Raw genomic sequence first — 21,233 nt, 5'->3', positions numbered from 1 at the left:
CCAGATGCTGCCTGATACTCTCGGCGCCGGACTGGCGCTGCTGACGCCGCTAGCGCTGGGTTTTACCGCCCTCGGCGTTTTTTTCGGTCTCATCATCGGCGCCCTGCCAGGTTTGGGCCCGCTGATGGGGATCATTTTGATGCTACCGCTGGCGATCACCCTGCCACCGGTCGCGGCCATGGGTTTCCTGATTGCTATTTTTGTGGGCGGCTCCTGTGGAGGATCGGTCTCGGCCGTCATGCTGGGCATTCCCGGCACGCCGCTTTCTGCGGCAACACTGTTTGACGGACGGCCGATGGCGCAGAAGGGGCGCGCGGCGGATGCCATCGGCATTGCGATCAGTGCCTCAGCACTTGGCGGCATGTTGGGCGGACTGGTGCTGATATTCTTTGCGCCGAAGCTTGCCGGTGTCGCCTCGCGGTTCGCGCCGCCGGAATATGCTGCCCTGGCGATCACCGGGCTGCTCGCCATCGTCGTGGTTTCCGAAGGCTCCCTGCTGAAGGGACTGATGAGCGGCGCCATCGGCCTGATCATTGCGACGATTGGTACTGACAGCTTCACCACCGGCTACCGCTTCACCTTCGGCAACTACAATCTTCTCGACGGTTTCAATCTGGTTGCCATTGTCGTCGGCCTTTTCGCCATCCCGGAAATGCTGGTCGAAATCCGCCAGGGCGGGCTCACCGATCGGCCGACGGTCGAGCCTGTCCGGCCCGGATTCCGCGGCCTGATGCTGACGTTGCGCAACTGGGGCAATCTGCTGCGCTCCTCCGCCATCGGCTCGTTCTTCGGTGTGTTGCCCGGCGCTGGAGGCGTCATCTCCTCATTCACTGCCTACGCGGTGGCAAAGACAATAGCGCCCAAGAATGCTGGTTATGGCGAGGGAGCCGAAGGCGGGGTCGTGGCGACGGAAAGTGCGAATAATTCCACGGTCGGCGGAACGCTCGTGCCGTCGCTTGCGCTCGGCGTTCCTGGCGACGCCTCTTCCGCCGTGCTGATCGGAGCCTTGCTGATCCTTGGGTATTTTCCGGGGCCGCAGCTCTTTGTGCAGAGCCCGGATGTCGTGAGCGGCATCTTTCTTGTCTATTTCTTCTCCAATATTGCCCTTTTGGTGATTGGCATCGCAGCAACCCCGCTGTTCGTCTGGGTGCTGAGGCTCAGGAAGGCCTATCTGATCCCCACGATCCTGCTGCTCTGCGTGCTTGGCACTTTCGCGCTCCAGGCCTCATTATTCGATGTGGGCGCGATGCTGGGCTTTGGTCTACTCGGCATCATCCTGCGGGCGGGTGGCTACCCGCTGGCGCCGCTTGTCATCGGCGTCATCAACTCTGTTGGCTTAGCTGGTCTCTGAACCTTGCATTCAATGTGATGACTATCTTTCGCATGACCGCGGCGAGGGCGACGATTGGCTTTTTACCGTTGTGGATGAGGCGTTTGTAGAATTCGACGAATTCGCCCCTTCCTTGTGCGGCCTGCATGGCGGGCATGAACAGGATCGTTCGCACGGCTGGCCGTCCACCGCGCATCCTGCGGTAGCCGATCTTGTTGCCGCTTTCGTTTGGATGAGGCGCCAGGCCCGCCAGAGCCGCTGCTTGCTTTCGGTCCATCTTCCCCAGTTCCGGTATCGCGGCAATGAGGGCTGCGGCCGTCGTTTCGCCGATACCCTTCATGGCGGTTGCGGTCCTGGCCCTCTGCACAAGGGATGCGGAGCGCATCAGCGCACTGATGGCTTTGTCGACAAGCACGATCTGCCGGTTGAGGACAGTGAGCAGGGCCTTGAAGGTGGCGGCCAGGTCGCGCCCGCCCAGTTCGCGCGCGCTTGGTGCCTTGGCGCGATTCTGCTCGGCCACCCTCATGGCCACCAGATCGGCGCGGCGGCGCACGAGAGCCTTGAGCCTTGCCTCACAGGGGTCCTCCGCATGCCATAAAGGCAGGGTTGCCCATCGCTCCAGCCCATAGGCGACCATTTCCCGCGCATCGATCGCATCGCTCTTGCCCAAGCGGCCGCGTGACCGGATGAAAGCCTTGAGCTTGCGTGTGTCGGCGCGATGGAGCGGAAGTTTCAGGCCCCGGCATTCTTCCATCAAGATGATCTCGTAGCCGCCGGTGGGCTCGCAAATGACCAGGTCGACATCGCACTTTCGCAGGAAGTGCCGGATCTGTTTTCGCTGGTTGGGAATGACCGTCGCGATGCGGCCGTCAAAAACGGCGATGGTGTCCTTGGCGACATCGACGCCAAGGCAACGGCACGGGGGATGATGCAAAAAGGTCATGGTGATGCTATCCTCTCTAGGCTTCGGATTGTTTGCGGGCGTGCCAGGCAGCGGCCCAATCAACTCTCCAAGCGATGGCAGAGTGCGGCAGTGACCTTGATGACGTCGGGTGTTGCCCAATCCTCGGACGGTCGCCTGCCACAGCAGCTGCGGGCTGTGAAAGAGCCCGCAGCTGCGCCAACATCATAACCTGCATTCAACAAACAATCCTCGGGCCGTTGCTGGAGAGCAATCTGCGGCGCTCGCTGCTGTTGTCGCGGGATGGCTACGCCATCTTCTTCGAGCGGCCGATTTCAGCCACGTTGATCGCCATCGACGCGGTCCTGATCCTCGCCTCTCTCTATATGGCATATCGGGGTTTTCGTGCCGCCCGGCGGGAGCGGCGCGAGGCGCAGGCGGGGCTGAACGCCCGGCGGAATGAGGCATGAACGGATGAAGACGGTTCTGCTGCTCTTCGATTCGCTCAACCGCCACATGCTGGGCTGTTATGGCGGAACGACCGTCCCGACCCCGAACTTTGACCGGCTCGCCGGGCGCTCGCAGGTCTACGACCAACACTATGCTGGCAGCCTGCCCTGCATGCCGGCGCGGCGTGACATGATGACAGGTCGGCTGAACTTCCTGCACAGAAGCTGGGGCCCGCTCGAACCGTTCGATAATGCCGTTCCGCAAATGCTGGACGAGGCGGGCGTCCCCTCGCACCTAGTGACCGACCACTTCCACTACTGGGAGGACGGCGGCGCTACCTATCATACCCGCTATTCGAGTTTCGAACTGGTGCGTGGCCAGCAATCGGATCCGTGGAAATCGACTGTCTCTGCGCCAATGGAGCAATTGCGTGAGGCCTACCACCCCCGTCAGATGCAGAATGAGAAACACCTGCATTACGCGGTGAACCGCATGCATATGGTGCAAAACGACAGCTTTCCGGGCATTCGCACGTTTGATCTGGGTCTCGAATTCATCGAGCAGAACCATGAGGCCCCGGCATGGCTTCTGCAGATCGAGACCTTCGATCCTCATGAGCCGTTTCATACGCCCCGCCGGTTCCGTGATCCCTATCAGACCGGTTGGAACGGTCCCATCCGCGACTGGCCGCGCTATGGGGCGGTCGATGAAAACCCGGACGAAGCCGACGAACTGCGCGCCAACTACAATGCGTCCCTAGCCATGTGCGACGAACAACTGGGTCGCGTACTGGACAGTTTCGACCGCCTCGGCTTGTGGGAGGACACCGCGCTGATCGTCACCACCGACCACGGTTTCCTGCTGGGCGAGCATGAATATTGGGCCAAGAACCGGACGCAGATGTATGAGGAGATCGTCCATCTGCCGCTGCTTTTCCATGATCCGCGCTCGCCCGGAGCACGACGTATCGATCATCTGACACAGACGCCGGATCTGGCGCCGACGCTGCTTGACCTTCATAGCGTCGCGCCGGCACCCGAGATGACCGGCCGCAGTCTCGGCTCCGATCCAGACCGGCGTGCAGTGTTGTTCGGCATGTTTGGCGGTTCCGTGAACGTCACCGACGGGCGCTGGAGCTATCACCGGTATCCGCCAGATCCGCTGGCGCCGGGGCTGAACCAGTACACGCTGATGCCCACCCACATGGCCAGCCGGTTTACGCCCGAGGAACTCTCGCAGGCCACGCTGGTCCCGCCCCGATCATGGACACGCGGCGCTCCCTTGCTGTCCATTCCGGTGCAGTCGTGTTCGGCGATGTTCGATCACCAGGGCCCTGGTTGTCTCGTCGACGCCGAAACGCGACTTTATGACCTCGTCGCAGATCCAGCTCAACTGGCGCCCCTGGAAGATACGTGCGTTGAGGCCCGAATGAAGAAGCTCCTGATAGAAGAGATGGTCGCGCACGATGCGCCGGAAGAGCTGTTCAGGCGGTTGGGCCTGAATATGATGGCCGGCTAAGCCGAACCGGGTCGGTCATGCTTTGACCCGGAAGTGCAAGGAAATGTTTTCTCACCTGCGCAGCCTGGCGCCGACAATTGCCGAGGTGTTTTGGTTGCTTTCAGGTCCGAAGAGCCAATGCTGATAGCGGCCCAGCGAAGCTTGCGCTTCGTCTATGGTAAAAAGTTTCTGCTTCAGCGGATGGACGCCCCCGTCAGAAAGTCGATTTCGTTCGGCGCCATGGCGTCATTAACTAGCCCGTTGGTCGCGAGCGGAACACAGAGCTGATAGACGCACTCGCGTAGGTCAGCTTAAAACCTCGCCTCTGGTAAGCGACGCCTCCAGTTTCACCACCGGTTCGATCTGTATCATCCACGGCGGCTATACGCTCTGGTGATGCTGGCTTGTGGAAGGCCATGCATAATCACTCGTCGGAGTCGGTCTCTCTGAATAGATGAAATGATCGTCCGCAATTTGCGGAACACCGACAGGCTGTAGTGGAAATATCGGTTTGCATTTCAGCGGCTAACTATTTGTTTTAATTGGCGTTGAATTGTGATTGTTTTGCAAAAAAAGCTATTGGTGTCCGTTACCACCACGGAGCTACGAATCTGGGGGTCAGGAGTTCGAATCTCTTCGGGCGCGCCACTTTTATCAAGGCCTGATGTATTAGATTATGCTTGATCGGCCGCGTCGTGCAGGCGCTTCGGCCGGCCTGTGGTGGTCGTTCAGCTTTTCCGCAGGTTCCGAGACATCGCGATCAGCATGTTTCCATGCATGCCGGGCGGTGACCTTGCGTCGCTTCACTTCGGGTGTTCCGCCTTCCATTCCGGCAGCGGAAAAACCACGTCGTAGGCCCAATTGAAGCCGAGCGCATAGACCATGTAGAACAGCGCGAAGGAGGCATCCATCACCAGCGCCTGCCAGAGCGGGATGCCAAGATACCACGCGATGAACGGCATCAGCACGATGAGCAGGCCGATCTCGAACAGGACGGCATGCAGCACCCGCGCCGGCATCGTCTTCTCGGTGGTGCCGAACAGGCGCTGCATGCCCCGGTCGAAGATGTAATTGTACGCCATGTTCCACACGGCGGCGAGCGTGGCGCTTGCAATGCTCACCACGCCGATGTCGTGCATGGGCATATCGAAAACGAATGCCCCGAGCGGGACGACCAGAAGCAGGCCGACAATTTCGAAACCGAGGGCATGGCGAAGGCGATCGAGAGGGGAGCGCATGGGCAACCTGAAAATAGATGCCGGGTCGTCCCGGCCATTGTCCACTTCGCGGAGGTCGTCCTCACGGACCCGGAGATGGAGCATGCGCGCGCCGGTTTCAAGTGCCGGCAATCCGAAGTCTGAAAAAGTCTGCTTTGGACACTGTGCAAAAGCAGGAGGCGCCAGGCGACCCGCAGCGCCGGTTATTGAATCGCATTGTCCTGATGGACGACACGGTTGCGGCCGCCCCTCTTGGCGACATAGAGGCGCGTGTCGGCGCTCTTGAACAGATCGTTCCAGCTCTCGGATGGTTCGCGCGTCGCAAGACCGAAACTTGCAGTAACGCCATTTGCGGTAGCCGGCAAGCCATAGTGATGACCCTCGACGGCGATCCGCAGGCGTTCGGCGAATTGTAGCGCCGCCTCGCCATCGGTATCCGGCATGAGGATCGCGAATTCCTCGCCGCCCAGCCGCCCGATGATATCGCGCTTGCGGGCATTCCGGCGCAGAACCTCGCCCAGCTCCCGCAGGACCGCATCGCCCTGATCGTGACCGTAAAGATCGTTTATGCTCTTGAAGTGATCGATGTCGCAGAGAACAAGGGAAACCGGATTGTCGATAATCGGCAATTCCGCGTCGATCCTGTCGCCGAAGCCGCGCCTGTTCAAGACCCCGGTCAGGGCGTCGTAGTCGCGCTCCCGCCGCAAATCGTGCAGTACATCGGAAAAGGCTGCAAACAGCAGCGTGAGCGCCAATACTGCCGCGAGAAGACCGACGGAGAAAAGCATGGCCTGCCAGAACAGCGAGTTTGCAAAGGCCGCAGCATCGGGAGCGATCCAGTCGCCTGCGGTCAACAGGGTTCTTGGAAAGAATTGAAGGGCGAAAAGCAGCAGGACCCAGAAGAGAACACAATCGACAGGGCGTGGAGCCGGACGCTTGGCAAGGGGAACAGTTGCCGACAGCATGATCAGGCCATAGCCGAAATTCTGTACGTAGACGCGGGCGGTGAGATTCCTGTCGATATAGAAAAAATACCAGAGCAGCGCCATTATGATCGCGAATACAATCAGACAGAGCCACCAGTTGAATGGCTTTTCGGCGCGCAGGAGCATGCCCTGAACGTTCAGCAATACGGCGATTGTGTAGAGTGCGCCGGAAACAAGGGCATTCGGGCCGGCCTCAGGGGGCCAGTGGAGAATTTGCGAGAGAGAGCCCAGTGCGAACAGCAGGCAGGACAGCGCTAACACCGGCAAATAATGCAATCGTCTTTCGATCAGCCAGAACACAGCAAAGGCAAGGCTGAATATCAGCACGATGCCCGGGCCGGTCAATGAAAGGATTGTTCGCGCTACCACAGCATCCATTGGAGCTCAGACATCTGGAATAAACACCTGTCGGAAATCAACACTGGAGAGGGCCTATGGTCTGTCTCACCGGACTGTTGTCGACCACTCGTATAGATTGTTTCCGGGTTAAAAGTAAGCTGCTGGTTTTGTCATATTTTGACGACGGCACATTTGCGGCGCCAGTAGCAGGAAATATTGGAGGTCAACTAAAGCAGTTCCGCTTGAAATGAAAGCGGATATCTTTGTCCAGACCGATCATTACATGCGAATAGGCCCGCGCGGCGTTGCCATTATTATGTCAAGGACTTCGACAGAGTGGAGGGGCCGGTTCAGCGCATACATAACCGGGCGGCATTCCATGATCTTTCGCTCACGGAATGCTTGCGGTTCAGCCGCCGCGATCGCCTGTAGCGAGACGACTGACAGGTTTCTTCCAAAGCGCATCCATCATCGCGGACCTGATCCGGGCCATTTGTGGTGAGGTGAGAAGAAAAAGCCTTTGTGCGCAGGGACTTGCGCCTGATGGTTTCCGGCTGGGGGAGAGGGAGGCGACGCCGTGATTGCGCGCGGGGGTTCTCAACAGACAGCCGCCGCAGGCGCCTGCGGCGGCTGCCCTGCTGGAGCGTCGGGCGAAAAAGTGGGCGCCGGTTTTTCGTTAACCCGACGCGTCAAAATGGAGAATCCAGAGCATCGGGCGATGCCAATTGATCGCCCGATGCTCTGGAGATCGAATTTCAGGAACAGGTCAGCCGTATTCCGCCATATCGGCCGCCACCGCGGCCTGCAACTCGTCCAGCACATCGGGTAGCGCGCTCAGGACACGGTTCCAGCGCGGCATCAGCGGGGTTGCGTCCGGCGTCTCAAGGAATGCGTTGCCGGCATCCGTAAGGTTGGTTGCAAACAGTTCGACGGCCTGTTCCTCCTTGTGCCGATCGGTCGACAGGCCGTTCATGCGGGCATCATTGTGGTAGATTTCGACCAGATCGAGCGCGGTCCGGAAATAGGCCGCCTTCACGGTTCTGAGCGTCTCCTGCGAGAAGGTCACGCCGTCTGTCGCAAGCTTGCGGAACACGGTCTTGCAAATGTCCGTGGACATGCGCGACAGCCCCTGTCGGGCGTCGTCCTGCGAGAGCGGCTGATGCTTGTGGTCGTAAGCGTCCGAAATATCCACCTGGCAGATGGCATTGTTGGAGTAGTTGCGCCACAGTTCCGACAATACGCCGATCTCGAGGCCCCAGTCCCACGGAATCCGGATATCGGGCAGGATGTGGGTGCGCATCGCGAATTCGCCGGCAAGCGGATAGCGGAACGCCTTCAGGTAATCGAGATAGGGCTGGTGGCCGATGGTTTTTTCAAGCGCCAGCAGAAGCGGCGTCACCAGAAGCCTCGTCACGCGTCCATTGAGCGATCCATCGGCGATGCGCGGATAATAACCCTTCGAAAACACATAGGGAAAGGCCGGGTTCGTGACCGGATAGACCAGGCGGGCCAGCATCTCGCGGGAATAGGTCACGATGTCGCAATCGTGAAGCGCCACCACGGACGAGTTGCGCGCGCCGAGAACATAGCCGATGCAGTACCAGACATTACGGCCCTTGCCGGGTTCCTCAGGCGCCAGCGCCGCAGCGCCGAGCCGGTTGTGGACGGCTTGCATCCGGGGGCCATCGTTCCAGAGCACGGCATGGTTCTGGGGCAGGCGGCTGAAATATTTCAGCGCGTAGCGGTACTGTTCCTCGTCGGCGCGGTCGAGGCCGATGACGATGTTGGAGATATAGGGCACCTCGATCAGGTGGTTGACGATGTTGTCGAGCGCTTCGGCCTCGAGTTCGGAGAACAGGGAGGGCAGGATCAGCGTGATCGGGCGGGTCGCCGAGAAGCTCGAAAGCTCGCGCTCCACGCGGTGGAGGGAGCGTTCGCGCAGATTGTGAAGCGTCGCGACGACGCCGTTTTGATGAAAGTCAGCCATGGCGACGCTCCTGATTTTTTTGCTTGCGGCAGCGCCGGGGATAAGGGCTGCCGATCGGAATATGTGTCAGAGCTGGCCGCTTTCAGCGCTCCGCGGTTGCTCGATCGTCTTCGTTCTGCGGCGGTTTCGCGGCGGACGGGTGATTCCGCCCGAATGCGAAATGCTCATGTGATTACCAACTATATTACGCCAGTAATTGCAATATCATGTCATTCCAGCCAAAAGGCCCCGGCCGCTCGGACCGGGTGATGAAACCGGCGCGCTCACGGTCTGAAACCGGCATTTCGGCATGGGCGGGATTGGCGATGATGAAGCCCCTGTCGGCGCTTTCCAGCATGGCCGCGTCATTGGGCGCGTCGCCGAGCGCGACGGTGAAAACCGGTTCGCCGGTCATCTCGGCATAGAAGCGAGTGATCTTCGCCATTGCCTCGGCCTTCGAGGTTTTCGGCATCAGCGTGAAGAACCGGCCGCCCTGTACCGCCTGAAATCCGTGCGCATCGAGGATTGCGGCAAAGGCTTCGCGCTCGTCCTCGCTGCCCGACCAGAGGCCCGGCTCGGAAAAGCGGCGTTTGCGGGCAAGGCGGGCGCTTTCCAGCGGCATGCCGGTTTTTTCGGCCACTTGCCCATCGCTCCAGTCGCCAAAGCCCTGGTAGTGGCGACGCAAATCCTTGTCCATCGACGACAGAACCGCGCGCAGCCTGTCATAGACGCCGTCCTCGTCCTGCCCGCCACCCGGCCAGTTGACGATCCCTGCGCCGTTTTCCACGATCATCGGGTAATCGATGCCGATTGCCGCCGCGATCGGCCGCATCTCGGCCTCGGTCTTGCTGCTGGCCAGAACGAGCGGGATACCATGCGCCTTCAGCTCTTCCAGCGCCGGGCGGGCGGGCTCGAAGGAATAGGTCTCGTGGTCGAGCAGCGTGCCGTCGAGATCGGTGAAGACGATGTGCATCGGATGACCTTTATGCCGCCTCAGCCTTTGGCCAGAAACTGCCGTGCCGCGTAAAGCGCGATCGCCGAGGCGTTCGAGACATTGAGCGATTTGATTTCGCCGGGCATGTCCAGGCGGGCAAGCGTGGTCACGGTCTCGCGGGTCTTCTGGCGCAGGCCCTTGCCCTCGGCTCCCAGCACCAGCGCGATCTTCTGTCCATGAAGGCTTTCTTCCAGCACGGCGGGTCCCTCCGAATCAAGCCCGATGGTCACGAAGCCCATGGCATGCAGTTCCTCCAGCGTCTTGGCCAGATTGGTGATCTGGATATAGGGGATGTATTCCAGCGCGCCGGAAGCGGATTTGGCAAGCACGCCCGATTCGGCCGGGCTGTGGCGCATGGTGGTGATCACCGCGCCGGCGGCAAAGGCAACGGCGGAGCGCAGGATCGCGCCGACATTGTGCGGGTCCGTGACCTGGTCGAGCACCAAGAGCAGCGGGCTGTCCTGCAGCGCGTCGAGCCTGCGCACCGGAAGCGTGCGCGCCTTCAGCATCACGCCCTGGTGAATGGCGTCTTCGCCGAGAATGTCGTCGATCTGCTTCGGCCGCACGATCTCGACCGGAAGTTCTGGCGGCATTTCCAGTCCGTCGGTCAGGCGGGCGAGCGCATTCTGGGTGACCTTGAGCGCAATCAGCGTGCGCTCCCTGTTTTCGATCGCCGCGCGAACGGTGTGCAGCCCGTAAAGCAGCACCTCGTCTTCTGCGACCGGCAGGGGGCCGGCCGGTCCCTTTTTTCCTTGCCGGGCCGGGGCAGGGGGGATGTCCCCGCGCGCGCGCTTGGTATCGCGGTGAGCGCGTCGGAGCTTGGCGTAATGGCTGTCTTTGGCGTAGCCGTCATTGTCGCTTTTTTTGTTCATGGCTTTTTATAGAGCGGGCGACCGCTTCCGGCTAGGGCGTTTTGTACTGTGGTGCATCCGTGTTTTGGGCAAGATGATTTTTCGGCGGATTTTTCTGAAGCCCCGTGTTGACAGAGCGTCATCAGCCGGTCATATACGCGGCGCAGATCGAAGCGAGCCGAAAGTGACGGCGCGATTGTCGATCGGCGGCATGGCCGCCATCCAGGCTGGTACTGGAGGAGTGCGTGAGTGGTTAAAACGGACGGACTGTAAATCCGTTGACTTAGTCTACGTTGGTTCGAATCCAACCTCCTCCACCACCGGGCCCTAGAGTTCCGCGGGTATAGCTCAATGGTAGAGCAGCAGCCTTCCAAGCTGAATACGCGGGTTCGATTCCCGCTACCCGCTCCAGCCCATCAGATTCCCATACCGTATGTGAGTTTTGCTAGCGCCGCGATGGTCCGGACGGTTACATCGCGCTTTACTATTGCATAACTTGCTTTTAACTCGTATAGGTTGTGGATGGTGGCGCAGCGATTTTGGCGGCTGCGGCGCGGAGGCATGTACTGGGCGGGACAGGGCGTAACGCGCTCTGCGGGGATTGACTTGGAACACCGTTTCTCTTGAATAGACCTGTCTTCGACTTGTTTCAGGGGTTATGCTGACTGATTGGAGTGGGCTGACAATACCATCGCCGCTCCTGCAGTCCCGTGCGTGTAATGGTTTTGGTCGTCGCGGTTGCAGCAGGTTGATTATTTTGATGGGGTTCTCCGGCCGGTGAATATCATGCAGTCATTGATTGTGACGGGTGGGCTGGCGATCCTGGCAAGCAGCTTCGTCGTTGCCTGGTTTACCGGCGGCCGGCCGCTCTATCTGATGCTTTTCGCGCTTGCGCTGCTGATCGTGGACATGGCCTTCATCGGGATGTTTCTCCGCCCTTTCCTGCCGGATTATATCGCCTTGCCGTTCAGCAATATGGCCTTCATCGCCGCGCAGCTTGCCTTCGGGGAATCCCTGCTGCGGCGGCGGGGCAAGTCCTTCGGCCGCGCGTTTATCATCGCCACGTTCGTCGTCCTCAGCGCAGTCTATATTACGCTCTATGTCACATCGACGATCGAGATCCGCACGGCCGGCATCAATGTCGGCCTGATCGTGGTCTTCGTCGTCACCCTGAAGCATATCTGGATCCGTCGTGACGACACCATTCACGACAAGCTGATCTTCTGGACCTTCATGACGCTGGGCCTGATGCATACCGTCCGCACGGCCGGCGTGTTCTTCAATCAGGATATCGCCAATCCGCAGTCCATATTCTGGGGCTTTCTGCAGCTCTATATCCTGCTTCTGGCGATGATCCTGACGCTCGAACTGCTGGCCTCCCATTTCGTCGAACGGCTGGAGACGTTGAACACCCTGAAGGACCGCGATCATCTGACCGGCGTCCTGAACCGCGCCGGTTTTGAACGCGCTGTGAGCGCTATCTATGCCGAGCGGACGCGGGTGCTGGTGAGCCTGGTCCTGATCGATATCGACGAGTTCAAGGCGGTCAACGACGCGCTCGGTCATCCGGCCGGCGATGCGGTTCTCCAGCGCGTCGGCGGCGTGCTGATCGAGCAGTCGCGCGCCGGCGATGTCGTCGGGCGTATCGGCGGCGACGAATTCGCCATTCTCGCCGTGGATCTCGGCGCGGACGGCGCCGGCGCGCTTGGCGAGCGTATCCGCCGGCGGCTCGAAGAAAATACGGCCGTTGTTCAGGGGCGGCAGCTTTCCGCCCGCAGCAGTGTCGGCGCCGCCACCATCAACATCGAGCGCGGCTACGAGACGCTCTATGCCGCCGCCGATGCCGCGCTTTACGAGGCCAAAAGGCTGGGCCGCAACCGCGTGGTCAGCGGTTCGGCCGAGGCGGGCGAGGGCGGACGGACCGGCAAGGCGAGCGTGGTGCCTTTCGTGTCCGAGCGGCGGCGTACCGACGTGTGATGCCGGCGCATGTGGATGATTGCGGGCGTTGTCGCGGCGTATCGTTTTCGGCGCTGAAATCGGCGACCGGGGAGCCGCGCCGCGCCGGTACTGTCAGGCACGGAGTTCGTTGTGGCGCGCTTTGGGGCGCTCTCCAGATTTTGTCTTGCTTATTGCTTCCGAAAGCCTTAAACGGCGGCACTAAACCGGTTCGCCGGGGCATCCGTGTTATCAGTTACAGGAAGCATTCACATGGCAAAAGCAAAGTTTGAGCGGAGCAAGCCGCACGTAAACATCGGCACGATCGGCCACGTTGACCATGGCAAGACGTCGCTGACGGCAGCGATCACGAAGTATTTCGGCGAATTCCGCGCGTATGACCAGATCGACGCGGCTCCGGAAGAAAAGGCCCGCGGCATCACCATCTCGACGGCCCACGTCGAGTATGAGACCGAAAAGCGTCACTACGCCCACGTCGACTGCCCCGGCCACGCCGACTATGTGAAGAACATGATCACCGGTGCTGCCCAGATGGACGGCGCGATCCTGGTCGTGTCGGCCGCCGACGGCCCGATGCCGCAGACCCGCGAGCACATCCTGCTTGCCCGTCAGGTCGGCGTTCCGGCGATCGTGGTGTTCCTGAACAAGGTCGACCAGGTCGATGACGAAGAGCTTCTCGAACTCGTCGAAATGGAAGTCCGCGAGCTGCTCGACAGTTACGAGTTCCCCGGCGACGAAATCCCGATCATCAAGGGTTCGGCTCTCGTCGCTCTTCAGGACGGCGACAAGGCGATCGGCGAAGACGCCGTTCGCGCGCTGATGGCCGCCGTCGACGACTATATCCCGACGCCCGAGCGTCCGATCGACCTGCCCTTCCTGATGCCGATCGAGGACGTGTTCTCGATCTCGGGTCGCGGTACGGTTGTGACCGGTCGCGTCGAACGCGGCATCGTCAAGGTTGGCGAGGAAGTCGAGATCGTCGGCATCAAGGACACCCAGAAGACGACGGTTACCGGCGTTGAAATGTTCCGCAAGCTGCTCGACCAGGGCCAGGCCGGCGACAATATCGGCGCCCTGATCCGCGGCGTTCAGCGCGATCAGGTCGAGCGCGGCCAGATTCTGTGCAAGCCCGGTTCGGTTACCCCGCACACCGTGTTCAAGGCAGAAGCCTATATCCTGACGAAGGATGAAGGCGGCCGTCACACGCCGTTCTTCACCAACTACCGTCCGCAGTTCTACTTCCGCACCACGGACGTGACCGGTGTGGTCACGCTGCCGGAAGGCACGGAAATGGTGATGCCGGGCGACAACGTCACGGTTGACGTCGAGCTGATCGTTCCGATCGCGATGGAAGAAAAGCTGCGCTTCGCGATCCGCGAAGGCGGCCGCACCGTCGGCGCCGGCATCGTCGCCTCGATCATCAAGTAAGGCTTGATCGAACAGAAATGAAAAGCCCCGCCGGAGCGATCCGGCGGGGCTTTTTGTTATCGGAGATGCTGTCCAAGCGCACCGTCAGAAAATTGGCTGGTTTTGTCGTCAGGCCGGTTGTGAAAAATCTGAGATACGCCGGCCCGATCTCCAGCCTTTCAAAACAAGTTCGGTATTGTATTCAATTCCGTCCTGCGACTGGATCTCAAGATCATATGTTTTGCCGACATGGATTGTTTCGAAATCCTGCTTGGCGCTACCGATTATCCGGTTCCCACGGGCTCTTTCGCGCTCGATGAGGACACGCAGCGGACAGCGGACCGCGACGAAGTAGACATCGAAGGGTGCGAGTTGTCTCTGCAGAGCTTCATACCATCCGTCCGTATCCAGAATGTGTTCCACAATGAGATTGTTTCCTGTGTGGGCGTATGCTGCCAGCGAGGCGTGGAAACCGGCAAAAAAAGATGACCGACTTTCGCGCCATTCGAAATCGCCGTTCTTGAACCGCTCTGTCGGCAGCACACCTGAATCGCGCAGGTGATCAATTGAGATATGCCAAAACGGCTTCTCGATTGTTGCCTGTATGTGGCGGGCGAGAGTGGATTTTCCGCTGCTGGATGCTCCGTGCAGAAAAATGATCTGGCTCATGTTTTACCTGCCTTCAAGGAAAGCCAAGTGCGCAATGCCGCCATCACATTGGCTCGCCGATTTCGATGATATGCCCATCGGGATCGTAGCAGCGGAACACTTTCTGGCCCCAGGCCTGGGTTTGGATCGGGTGGATCAGGTCTGTCGCTTTCGCCATCTTTGCAAACATCCCCTCAAGATCGTCGGTTTCGAAATAGAGCACCAGATTGCCGCGGCCATAGCGGGTCCGGTCGCCGGAAGGCGCACCGAACATGGTGGTCTCGAGGGCGCTGCCGACATGGAGTGCCAGCCCGTTTTCGAGCTGCACGAAATCGCCGTGATCCTGCGCGATCGTCTGGCCGAGCAGGTCGCAATAAAAGCCCACCGACCGCTTCATGTCGGAAACGAAAACGAGGGAATTGATGAAGATCGGCTCTGCCATGATCCGGCCTCACCCGCCGCCGACAAGCAGCAGGGCGATCGGCAGGGTTACGATCGAGGCGACCGTCTGCACCGTGACAACCGCCGAATAGAGCCTTGCATCGCCGCCGAGTTGGCGGGCGAGCACATAGCCGTTCATGGCGGTGGGAACGCTGGCGCCGAGCACCATGACAGTGAGCGGCATGCCGGTAACGCCGAAAGCGGTGGCTAGGGCGTAGGTGACCAGCGGAAACAGGATCAGCTTCAGCACCGTCGGCAGCAGCACCATCGGCTTCGGCTTCAGCGCATCGGAAATCACCAGCCCGGCGCCGACCAGGAGCAGGCCCATGCCGAGTGCCGCGCGGGCAAGCAGGTCGAGGGCGGCGTAAAGTGGATCGTAGATCGGTATCCCCAGGGCATTGATGATGATCGAGACGAGTGCTGCGATAATCAGCGGATTGGTGACGACATTGCGCACCATCACCTTGATATTGGTCTTTTCCTCCGAAAACGAAACCAGGACGAGGACATTGATGATGTTGAGCGGCAGGATCGTTGCCGTCATCATCAGCGAGATCACCGCCATGCCCTCGAGCCCGGCAAACTTGTCGGCGATCGCCAGCGCCACAAAGGCATTCCAGCGCGTCGTGGTCTGAAACACCGAGGTGAAGGCCGGACGGCCGAGACCGGTGCGTTTCAGGATAGGCCAGAGCGCGATCGAAAGCGCGGATATGGCGGCGACCGCCAGCAGCGTGACCCAGCCGATCCGCCCGGCATCAAGCGAGGAGAAGTCGGCGCGCGCCAGCGTGGTGACCAGTAGTGCGGGAAACAGCACGTAGTAGCCGAGCTGGTTGAGGCCGGCCCAGAACGCCTCGCTGAACAGCGGAACGCGCTTCAGCACGACGCCGAAGGCTATGATCAGGAAGATCGGCAGGACGCTTTCGAAGATGATGAGCATGCGGATTACCGGTTTGAATTGTTCTGCGGTTAACTTTGCCGCCGATCATTGCTTGCCAGATGGACAAGGTTTCTGCCAGAGATAACCGCTGAAGGGTGAAGCAAATGCAGGAAGTCCGCGTGCGGCGTTATCAGGTGGCGATATTGGGCGTGTGTCTCGCATGCCTGCCGGTCGAGCTCGCCGTCAGCGGCGCGATCCTCATGGCTATCGCCTTCGTGGATCACATGTTCGATCCCAACCGCATGCTGCGCGGTGAGCTCGAACCGGCGCAGGAATAACCGGTCATCGCTGCCCGCCGATTGCCGCCAGCCGGTCGAGCGCGCCCTGGAGAATGAAGGCGGCGGCCGCCGAATCGATTCTTCCCGCACGCTTTTGCCGCGAGACATCCATTTCCAGAAGCGCGCGCTCGGCGGCGACCGTCGAAAGTCTTTCGTCCCAGAAGCAGAACGGCAGGGCGGTCTTTTCCTCCATGGTGCGCACAAACGCCCGGGTAGCCTGCACCCGCGGCCCGGCGCTGCCATCCATATTCATCGGCAGGCCGATGACGAAGCCGGCGATCCGTTCCTTCTCGGCAAAGGCCAGCAGCGCTTCGGCATCCTGCGTGAACTTGATCCGCTTCAGCACCGGGCGCGGCGTTGCAAAGCGGCGCGAAAGGTCGGAAACCGCAAGGCCGATGGTCTTTGTGCCGAGGTCGAGCCCGGCAATGGCTGTGGAAGGGCCAAGCGCTGCGGCCAGTTCTTCAATGGTATGGACTGTCATCGGTGTTTTCTTGGCGCCTTTTGCCACGCTTTGATGGAAAATGGCGCGCGGCCGCGTTAGGTGTTGGGAAGAACTCTTAACGCCACCAAGAAGGAAAAGCAAAATGAAGCTGACCTGGCTCGGGCATTCCGCGTTTCGTCTGGAAACCGCGAAGGCAACCATTCTCATCGATCCGTTCCTGAGCGGGAACCCGTCGTTCAAAGGGCTTGATCGCGATGCGGCGGTCAAGGGCGTCACCCATATCCTTCTGACCCATGGCCACGGCGATCACCTCGGCGATACCGTGCCGATCGCAAAGGAAACCGGCGCGACCGTGCTCGCCAATGCCGACCTTGCCGCCTGGCTCGGCAAGCAGGGGGTGGAGAAGCTGGAGGCCGGCAATACCGGCGGAACCGTCGATTTCGGAAACTTCACCGTCACCTTCACCAATGCGCTGCATTCCTCCGCCTTCATCACCGAGGACGGCGTGTCCCATGCGCTCGGCAATCCGAACGGGCTGATGCTGCATATCGATGACGAGCCGACGACCTACCATATGGGCGACACCGATATCTTTTCGGACATGGCGCTGATCAACGAGTTGCACGCGCCGCAGGTCGGCCTGGTGCCGATCGGCGACCGGTTTACCATGGGCGGCGCGGTGGCGGCGCTCGCCTGCCAGCGCTATTTCAACTTCGAGACCGTGCTGCCGATCCATTACGGCACATTCCCGATCATCGACCAGACGCCGGAGTCTTTCGTCACCGGCATGGCGTCGGGGCCGACGGAAGTGCTGACGCCGAAACCCGGCGAAACGGTCGACATCTGATCAATTGGCCCGTTGCGAAGGGCGGTAACGCCCTTTATAGCGTCAGGGAGAAATCAGAACCGGAGAGCTTTCATGTCCGTAGACACCGCGACCGTAAAACGTGTTGCCAAGCTGGCCCGCATCGCCGTCGATGATGAGGCGGCCGAGCGCATGACCGGCGAACTGAATGCGATCCTCGGTTTCGTCGAGCAATTGGGCGAGGTCAATGTCGAGGGCGTCGAGCCGATGACCTCGGTGATGCCGATGGTGATGAAGAAGCGCGAAGACGTCGTCACCGATGGCGACAAGGCCGACGACATCGTCGCCAACGCGCCCGAGACGGAACGCAATTTCTTTCTGGTGCCGAAGGTCGTCGAGTAGACCCTCCACCTTGCCACCGCAACAAAGTGATGCCCATGACCGAACTGACCAGCCTGACCATTGCCGAGGCCCGCGACAAGCTCACGGGCAAGGAGATTACCGCGACCGAGCTCACCGCCGCCTATCTGAAGGCGATCGATGACCATAACGTCGCTTTCAACGCCTATGTCGCCGTTACCCATGACAAGGCGACGGCGATGGCCAAGGCTTCCGACATGAAGCTGTCGCAGGGCACGGCCGGCGCGCTCGAAGGCATTCCGCTCGGCGTCAAGGACCTGTTCGGCACCCGAGACGTCCACACCCAGGCGGCCTCCCACATTCTCGACGGCTTCAAGCCGAAATATGAATCGACCGTGACCCAGAACCTCTGGGATGACGGCGCGGTGATGCTCGGCAAGCTCAACATGGACGAGTTCGCCATGGGCTCCTCCAACGAGACCTCCTATTACGGGCCGGTGATCAACCCGTGGAAGGCCAAGGGCTCGAACATGGATCTGGTGCCGGGCGGCTCGTCCGGCGGGTCTGCGGCGGCCGTTGCCGCGCATCTGTGCGCGGGCGCGACCGCGACCGATACCGGCGGGTCGATCCGCCAGCCGGCCGCCTTTACCGGCACGGTCGGCATCAAGCCCACCTATGGCCGGTGCTCGCGCTTTGGCGTGGTGGCGTTCGCCTCGTCGCTCGATCAGGCGGGTCCGATCGCGCGCGACGTGCGCGATGCGGCAATCCTGTTGAAATCCATGGCGAGCGTCGATGACAAGGACACGACCTCGGTCGACCTGCCTGTTCCCGACTACGAGGCCGCGATCGGCCAGTCGGTGAAGGGCATGAAGATCGGCATTCCGAGAGAATACCGCGTCGACGGCATGCCGGAGGAAATCGAAAAGCTCTGGCAACAGGGCATCGCCATGCTGAAGGATGCCGGCGCCGAGATCGTCGATATCTCGCTGCCGCACACCAGATACGCGCTGCCCGCCTATTACATCGTGGCACCCGCCGAAGCCTCCTCCAACCTTGCCCGCTATGACGGCGTCAGATACGGGCTGCGCGTGGACGGCAAGGATATTTCCGACATGTATGAGAAGACGCGCGCCGAGGGCTTCGGCAAGGAAGTGCAGCGTCGCATCATGATCGGCACCTATGTGCTTTCGGCCGGCTATTATGACGCCTATTACCTGCGGGCCCAGAAGGTGCGCACGCTGATCCGGCGCGACTTCGAGACCGTGTTCGCCGACGGCATCGACACTATCCTGACGCCTGCCACCCCATCGGCCGCCTTCGGCATTGCCGATCAGGACATGGCGAACGATCCGGTGAAGATGTACCTCAACGACATCTTCACGGTGACGGTCAACATGGCCGGCCTTCCGGGCATCTCCGTGCCCGCGGGCCTCGATCCCAGGGGCCTTCCCCTCGGCCTCCAGCTCATCGGCAAGCCGTTCGAGGAAGAGACCCTGTTCCGCACCGCCGCGGTGATGGAACAGGCCGCCGGACGGTTCACGCCGGAGAAGTGGTGGTAGGAAAAGGGAGGCGGGAATGGAAGCTGAACATGCAGATATCATCGAACGCATTCGTCAGCTTCCGCCCGGAACTGTGATTCCCAAACCTGAAGCGCGCAGTGATTTCAAGGTTAAAGGAATAGGCATGCGAAGAGGCGAGGACGCCCTCGTCTACCTTATTCCAAACAACAAAGGTGGACGCCTTCACGAAAAGGGCGTGACTTTTACCGAATTTTCAAAGGCTTTTGCTGAACTTTCTCGCAGTGGCATACTGACCCGAGCCTGGGCCAATGCGCACATACCGGAATGCGTCGAAAACGACTCGTGTAATTTCACGACAATCGGCGGCGTTTTTTCACTACTTGGCCATGCCAGATATCGTCGGCGCGGTATCTACGAGAGAACATGATATGAGCTATACGGCAGGTCCTGCTACTTCTCCTGCGCCCGCATATAGGCCTTCAAAACCGCGTTGATGCGGGTCTGATAGCCTTTTCCCTGTGACCTGAACCATTCAAGGACATCGCTGTCGAGTCGCATCGTGATCTGCGACTTGGCGACGGGTTCGACCAGCTTTGCCTCCCGGAAGAACGCCTCGTCCAGTTCCGGAATGTCGCTGTAGTCGATGTCGTCGTCGCCACGTTCGGCAAGGGTTTTAAGTTTTGCGTTCGATAGCGGCATTGAATAGAACCCTTTCTCTTCTGTTGGCGCGTCGCGCTGAAATCAGACGGGTGCGACCGTTCCGATCTGTGTGCACCACCACGATAATCAGCAACTTCTCGATACAGCCTATGCTTATGTGGCGTGCTTCTCCGTACTCGAAGCGGTCATCGCGTTTCGTCAGGACCGGCCCTTCGAATATCCTGCAGGCGTCTTCAAAGCTGATGCCGTGCTTTTCCAGGTTTCTGAGGCTTTTGACCCGGTCCCATTCAAACTTCATGGGTCAAATGTAGTTACATTTGTATTGCTGATCAATGGCGATTTCATGACATTCTCGCGGCATCATTTTCCTGCCGAAACCGGGTGTCATTTCCGCCATCTTCCAAGGGCTCTTGCCGGCCGACAACTGATTTGGAAGGCAAGGCTTGAAAACGTTTCCCCTGATGATGCTGGCAGGCCTTGTTGCGCTGTCGGCCTGTACGCCCGCGCTCTCGCCGCAAAACGAGACCGCCGCGATCGATCATTTCGTAAGCCCGCTGGAAGGCAAGTCGGAGGCTGGCGGGGCGGCAGGTCCCGACGACAGGCTGCGGCTGTCCTATGCCGCGGACAAGCCGGCGCAGACTTTGTCGCCGGCGTCGAAAGCGCTCGACATGGTGCTGCAACTCGGCAGCAACAGGATCAGCGTTTACCGCTACCGCGATCCGGAAAGCGGAAAGGCCGGTTATTTCGATGGCGATGGCAATCGGCTCGGCCAGTATCTGCTGCGCAACCCGGTGCCCGATGGCCGGGCGACCTCCGGCTTCGGCCGGCGGCATCATCCGGTGCTCGGCTATTCGCGCATGCATTCGGGCGCGGACTGGGCGGCTCCGGTCGGCACGCCGATCTATGCCGCCGCTGACGGGACGGTGACATTTGCCGGGACCCATGGCGGCGACGGCAAGCAGATGGTGATCGATCACGGCCATGGCTACCAGACCGCCTACAGCCATCAGAGCAAATTCGCCGCGGGCGTCAAGGTCGGCAGCCATGTGGAGCAGGGCCAGTTGATCGGCTATGTCGGCAAGACCGGTCTCGTCACCGGCGCACACCTGCACTACGAAGTCTCGATCAATGGCCGCAAGGTCGACCCGAGGAAGGTCCATTTCATCCGCGAAGGCAGGCTCGAGGGCACGGCGCTTGCGAAGTTCGAGAAATATGTGAACGGCGACGACGAAAGCTGAGCGCCCGGCG

Annotated in this window: 23 protein-coding genes and 2 tRNA genes; 13 read left to right on the top strand and 12 right to left on the bottom strand. The window is 60.4% G+C overall.

The genetic code is table 11. The annotated features are described in order from the left end of the window. The first annotated feature begins 4 nt into the window (after positions 1–4). Positions 5–1,351: a tripartite tricarboxylate transporter permease gene (locus HQ843_RS21635; RefSeq protein ID WP_180901257.1), complete on the top strand. Its 1,347-nt coding sequence runs from the start codon at positions 5–7 to the stop codon at positions 1,349–1,351. Here the strand turns inward: HQ843_RS21635 and HQ843_RS21630 are convergent. Beyond that, positions 1,323–2,273, bottom strand: a complete 951-nt coding sequence (locus tag HQ843_RS21630; RefSeq protein WP_180897501.1) for an IS110 family RNA-guided transposase — start codon at positions 2,271–2,273, stop codon at positions 1,323–1,325. The two genes, HQ843_RS21635 and HQ843_RS21630, sit on opposite strands and share 29 nt — an antisense overlap. 218 nt (positions 2,274–2,491) lie before the next feature. On the opposite strand from HQ843_RS21630, the gene HQ843_RS21625 reads away from it, so the two are divergent. Together HQ843_RS21625 and HQ843_RS21620 are read left to right on the top strand one after the other, a co-directional pair. Then, positions 2,492–2,701 (top strand): hypothetical protein, encoded by a 210-nt coding sequence (locus HQ843_RS21625; protein WP_180901258.1) that lies wholly within the window; start codon positions 2,492–2,494, stop codon positions 2,699–2,701. Between the two features lie 4 nt (positions 2,702–2,705). Further along, complete coding sequence (locus HQ843_RS21620; protein ID WP_180901259.1) at positions 2,706–4,199, top strand: sulfatase; 1,494 nt, start codon at positions 2,706–2,708, stop codon at positions 4,197–4,199. Between the two features lie 782 nt (positions 4,200–4,981). Here the strand turns inward: HQ843_RS21620 and HQ843_RS21615 are convergent. From HQ843_RS21615 to HQ843_RS21595, 5 genes are all read right to left on the bottom strand, one after another. Beyond that, positions 4,982–5,416: a PACE efflux transporter gene (locus tag HQ843_RS21615; protein ID WP_180901260.1), complete on the bottom strand. Its 435-nt coding sequence runs from the start codon at positions 5,414–5,416 to the stop codon at positions 4,982–4,984. A gap of 182 nt (positions 5,417–5,598) precedes the next feature. Beyond that, on the bottom strand, positions 5,599–6,759 hold the full coding sequence (locus tag HQ843_RS21610) for a GGDEF domain-containing protein (RefSeq protein ID WP_246710189.1): 1,161 nt from the start codon (positions 6,757–6,759) through the stop codon (positions 5,599–5,601). A gap of 727 nt (positions 6,760–7,486) precedes the next feature. Continuing rightward, positions 7,487–8,707 (bottom strand): glycosyltransferase family protein, encoded by a 1,221-nt coding sequence (locus tag HQ843_RS21605; RefSeq protein ID WP_180901261.1) that lies wholly within the window; start codon positions 8,705–8,707, stop codon positions 7,487–7,489. A 184-nt stretch (positions 8,708–8,891) separates the two neighbouring features. Continuing rightward, the gene (locus HQ843_RS21600; protein ID WP_180901262.1) at positions 8,892–9,659 is read right to left on the bottom strand and encodes an HAD-IIB family hydrolase; all 768 of its coding nucleotides are present in this window, start codon (positions 9,657–9,659) and stop codon (positions 8,892–8,894) included. A 20-nt stretch (positions 9,660–9,679) separates the two neighbouring features. Beyond that, a complete protein-coding gene (locus tag HQ843_RS21595; protein ID WP_180901263.1) occupies positions 9,680–10,552 on the bottom strand; it encodes a TrmH family RNA methyltransferase in 873 nt (290 codons plus the stop codon). A gap of 214 nt (positions 10,553–10,766) precedes the next feature. On the opposite strand from HQ843_RS21595, the gene HQ843_RS21590 reads away from it, so the two are divergent. The 4 genes from HQ843_RS21590 (at position 10,767) to tuf (ending at position 13,915) form a co-directional block, all read left to right on the top strand. Next, positions 10,767–10,851, top strand: a tRNA-Tyr gene (locus tag HQ843_RS21590). 17 nt (positions 10,852–10,868) lie between these two features. After that, positions 10,869–10,942, top strand: a tRNA-Gly gene (locus tag HQ843_RS21585). A gap of 375 nt (positions 10,943–11,317) precedes the next feature. After that, positions 11,318–12,508, top strand: coding sequence for a GGDEF domain-containing protein (locus HQ843_RS21580; RefSeq protein ID WP_180901264.1), 1,191 nt, complete (start codon positions 11,318–11,320; stop codon positions 12,506–12,508). Between the two features lie 231 nt (positions 12,509–12,739). Beyond that, the gene (tuf, locus tag HQ843_RS21575; protein ID WP_180900970.1) at positions 12,740–13,915 is read left to right on the top strand and encodes an elongation factor Tu; all 1,176 of its coding nucleotides are present in this window, start codon (positions 12,740–12,742) and stop codon (positions 13,913–13,915) included. 108 nt (positions 13,916–14,023) lie between these two features. Here tuf and HQ843_RS21570 read toward each other — a convergent pair whose 3' ends face one another. Genes HQ843_RS21570 through HQ843_RS21560 form a run of 3 tightly spaced genes read right to left on the bottom strand, consistent with a single transcriptional unit; the run spans position 14,024 to position 15,920 of the window. Next, a complete protein-coding gene (locus HQ843_RS21570; protein ID WP_180901265.1) occupies positions 14,024–14,563 on the bottom strand; it encodes a chloramphenicol phosphotransferase CPT family protein in 540 nt (179 codons plus the stop codon). A 43-nt stretch (positions 14,564–14,606) separates the two neighbouring features. Next, positions 14,607–14,984 carry a VOC family protein gene (locus HQ843_RS21565; RefSeq protein WP_180901266.1) on the bottom strand — a complete coding sequence of 126 codons (378 nt, stop codon included), beginning with the start codon at positions 14,982–14,984 and terminating at the stop codon, positions 14,607–14,609. Positions 14,985–14,993: 9 nt separating this feature from the next. Next, the gene (locus HQ843_RS21560) at positions 14,994–15,920 is read right to left on the bottom strand and encodes an AEC family transporter (RefSeq protein WP_180901267.1); all 927 of its coding nucleotides are present in this window, start codon (positions 15,918–15,920) and stop codon (positions 14,994–14,996) included. Between the two features lie 104 nt (positions 15,921–16,024). On the opposite strand from HQ843_RS21560, the gene HQ843_RS21555 reads away from it, so the two are divergent. Next, on the top strand, positions 16,025–16,198 hold the full coding sequence (locus tag HQ843_RS21555) for a hypothetical protein (RefSeq protein WP_180901268.1): 174 nt from the start codon (positions 16,025–16,027) through the stop codon (positions 16,196–16,198). A gap of 4 nt (positions 16,199–16,202) precedes the next feature. Here HQ843_RS21555 and ruvX read toward each other — a convergent pair whose 3' ends face one another. Continuing rightward, positions 16,203–16,679 (bottom strand): Holliday junction resolvase RuvX, encoded by a 477-nt coding sequence (gene ruvX / locus HQ843_RS21550; RefSeq protein ID WP_180901269.1) that lies wholly within the window; start codon positions 16,677–16,679, stop codon positions 16,203–16,205. A 103-nt stretch (positions 16,680–16,782) separates the two neighbouring features. Here ruvX and HQ843_RS21545 point away from each other — a divergent pair, with 103 nt between their 5' ends. The 4 genes from HQ843_RS21545 (at position 16,783) to HQ843_RS21530 (ending at position 19,752) form a co-directional block, all read left to right on the top strand. Continuing rightward, positions 16,783–17,487, top strand: a complete 705-nt coding sequence (locus HQ843_RS21545; protein ID WP_180901270.1) for a metal-dependent hydrolase — start codon at positions 16,783–16,785, stop codon at positions 17,485–17,487. A gap of 72 nt (positions 17,488–17,559) precedes the next feature. Continuing rightward, positions 17,560–17,847 (top strand): Asp-tRNA(Asn)/Glu-tRNA(Gln) amidotransferase subunit GatC, encoded by a 288-nt coding sequence (gene gatC / locus HQ843_RS21540; RefSeq protein ID WP_180901271.1) that lies wholly within the window; start codon positions 17,560–17,562, stop codon positions 17,845–17,847. A 35-nt stretch (positions 17,848–17,882) separates the two neighbouring features. Then, on the top strand, positions 17,883–19,364 hold the full coding sequence (gene gatA, locus HQ843_RS21535; RefSeq protein ID WP_180901272.1) for an Asp-tRNA(Asn)/Glu-tRNA(Gln) amidotransferase subunit GatA: 1,482 nt from the start codon (positions 17,883–17,885) through the stop codon (positions 19,362–19,364). A gap of 16 nt (positions 19,365–19,380) precedes the next feature. Beyond that, on the top strand, positions 19,381–19,752 hold the full coding sequence (locus HQ843_RS21530) for a hypothetical protein (protein ID WP_210275300.1): 372 nt from the start codon (positions 19,381–19,383) through the stop codon (positions 19,750–19,752). Between the two features lie 23 nt (positions 19,753–19,775). On the opposite strand, the gene HQ843_RS21525 is transcribed toward HQ843_RS21530, so the two are convergent. Together HQ843_RS21525 and HQ843_RS21520 are read right to left on the bottom strand one after the other, a co-directional pair. After that, entirely contained in the window at positions 19,776–20,024 is a 249-nt protein-coding gene (locus HQ843_RS21525) for a BrnA antitoxin family protein (protein WP_180901273.1), read from the bottom strand. After that, the gene (locus HQ843_RS21520; RefSeq protein ID WP_180901274.1) at positions 19,999–20,283 is read right to left on the bottom strand and encodes a BrnT family toxin; all 285 of its coding nucleotides are present in this window, start codon (positions 20,281–20,283) and stop codon (positions 19,999–20,001) included. Before HQ843_RS21520 ends, HQ843_RS21525 begins: the two co-directional genes overlap by 26 nt. 145 nt (positions 20,284–20,428) lie before the next feature. Here HQ843_RS21520 and HQ843_RS21515 point away from each other — a divergent pair, with 145 nt between their 5' ends. Further along, the gene (locus tag HQ843_RS21515; RefSeq protein WP_246710188.1) at positions 20,429–21,223 is read left to right on the top strand and encodes a M23 family metallopeptidase; all 795 of its coding nucleotides are present in this window, start codon (positions 20,429–20,431) and stop codon (positions 21,221–21,223) included. Positions 21,224–21,233: the final 10 nt, after the last annotated feature.

The organism is Martelella sp. NC20, from assembly GCF_013459645.1.
GTDB lineage: Bacteria > Pseudomonadota > Alphaproteobacteria > Rhizobiales > Rhizobiaceae > Martelella.
The sequence above is the reverse complement of the archived record's forward strand: the minus strand, read 5'-3'. Positions and strand labels throughout refer to the sequence as shown.

Excerpts from the sequence above, each read along its gene's own strand:
- HQ843_RS21635 (WP_180901257.1), top strand. The coding sequence starts at position 5 with ATGCTGCCTGATACTCTCGGCGCCGGACTGGCGCTGCTGACGCCGCTA.
- HQ843_RS21630 (WP_180897501.1), bottom strand. The coding sequence starts at position 2,273 with ATGACCTTTTTGCATCATCCCCCGTGCCGTTGCCTTGGCGTCGATGTC.
- HQ843_RS21620 (WP_180901259.1), top strand. The coding sequence starts at position 2,706 with ATGAAGACGGTTCTGCTGCTCTTCGATTCGCTCAACCGCCACATGCTG.
- HQ843_RS21615 (WP_180901260.1), bottom strand. The coding sequence starts at position 5,416 with ATGCGCTCCCCTCTCGATCGCCTTCGCCATGCCCTCGGTTTCGAAATT.
- HQ843_RS21610 (WP_246710189.1), bottom strand. The coding sequence starts at position 6,759 with ATGGATGCTGTGGTAGCGCGAACAATCCTTTCATTGACCGGCCCGGGC.
- HQ843_RS21605 (WP_180901261.1), bottom strand. The coding sequence starts at position 8,707 with ATGGCTGACTTTCATCAAAACGGCGTCGTCGCGACGCTTCACAATCTG.
- HQ843_RS21600 (WP_180901262.1), bottom strand. The coding sequence starts at position 9,659 with ATGCACATCGTCTTCACCGATCTCGACGGCACGCTGCTCGACCACGAG.
- HQ843_RS21595 (WP_180901263.1), bottom strand. The coding sequence starts at position 10,552 with ATGAACAAAAAAAGCGACAATGACGGCTACGCCAAAGACAGCCATTAC.
- HQ843_RS21580 (WP_180901264.1), top strand. The coding sequence starts at position 11,318 with ATGCAGTCATTGATTGTGACGGGTGGGCTGGCGATCCTGGCAAGCAGC.
- tuf (WP_180900970.1), top strand. The coding sequence starts at position 12,740 with ATGGCAAAAGCAAAGTTTGAGCGGAGCAAGCCGCACGTAAACATCGGC.
- HQ843_RS21570 (WP_180901265.1), bottom strand. The coding sequence starts at position 14,563 with ATGAGCCAGATCATTTTTCTGCACGGAGCATCCAGCAGCGGAAAATCC.
- HQ843_RS21565 (WP_180901266.1), bottom strand. The coding sequence starts at position 14,984 with ATGGCAGAGCCGATCTTCATCAATTCCCTCGTTTTCGTTTCCGACATG.
- HQ843_RS21560 (WP_180901267.1), bottom strand. The coding sequence starts at position 15,920 with ATGCTCATCATCTTCGAAAGCGTCCTGCCGATCTTCCTGATCATAGCC.
- HQ843_RS21555 (WP_180901268.1), top strand. The coding sequence starts at position 16,025 with ATGCAGGAAGTCCGCGTGCGGCGTTATCAGGTGGCGATATTGGGCGTG.
- ruvX (WP_180901269.1), bottom strand. The coding sequence starts at position 16,679 with ATGACAGTCCATACCATTGAAGAACTGGCCGCAGCGCTTGGCCCTTCC.
- HQ843_RS21545 (WP_180901270.1), top strand. The coding sequence starts at position 16,783 with ATGAAGCTGACCTGGCTCGGGCATTCCGCGTTTCGTCTGGAAACCGCG.
- gatC (WP_180901271.1), top strand. The coding sequence starts at position 17,560 with ATGTCCGTAGACACCGCGACCGTAAAACGTGTTGCCAAGCTGGCCCGC.
- gatA (WP_180901272.1), top strand. The coding sequence starts at position 17,883 with ATGACCGAACTGACCAGCCTGACCATTGCCGAGGCCCGCGACAAGCTC.
- HQ843_RS21530 (WP_210275300.1), top strand. The coding sequence starts at position 19,381 with ATGGAAGCTGAACATGCAGATATCATCGAACGCATTCGTCAGCTTCCG.
- HQ843_RS21525 (WP_180901273.1), bottom strand. The coding sequence starts at position 20,024 with ATGCCGCTATCGAACGCAAAACTTAAAACCCTTGCCGAACGTGGCGAC.
- HQ843_RS21520 (WP_180901274.1), bottom strand. The coding sequence starts at position 20,283 with ATGAAGTTTGAATGGGACCGGGTCAAAAGCCTCAGAAACCTGGAAAAG.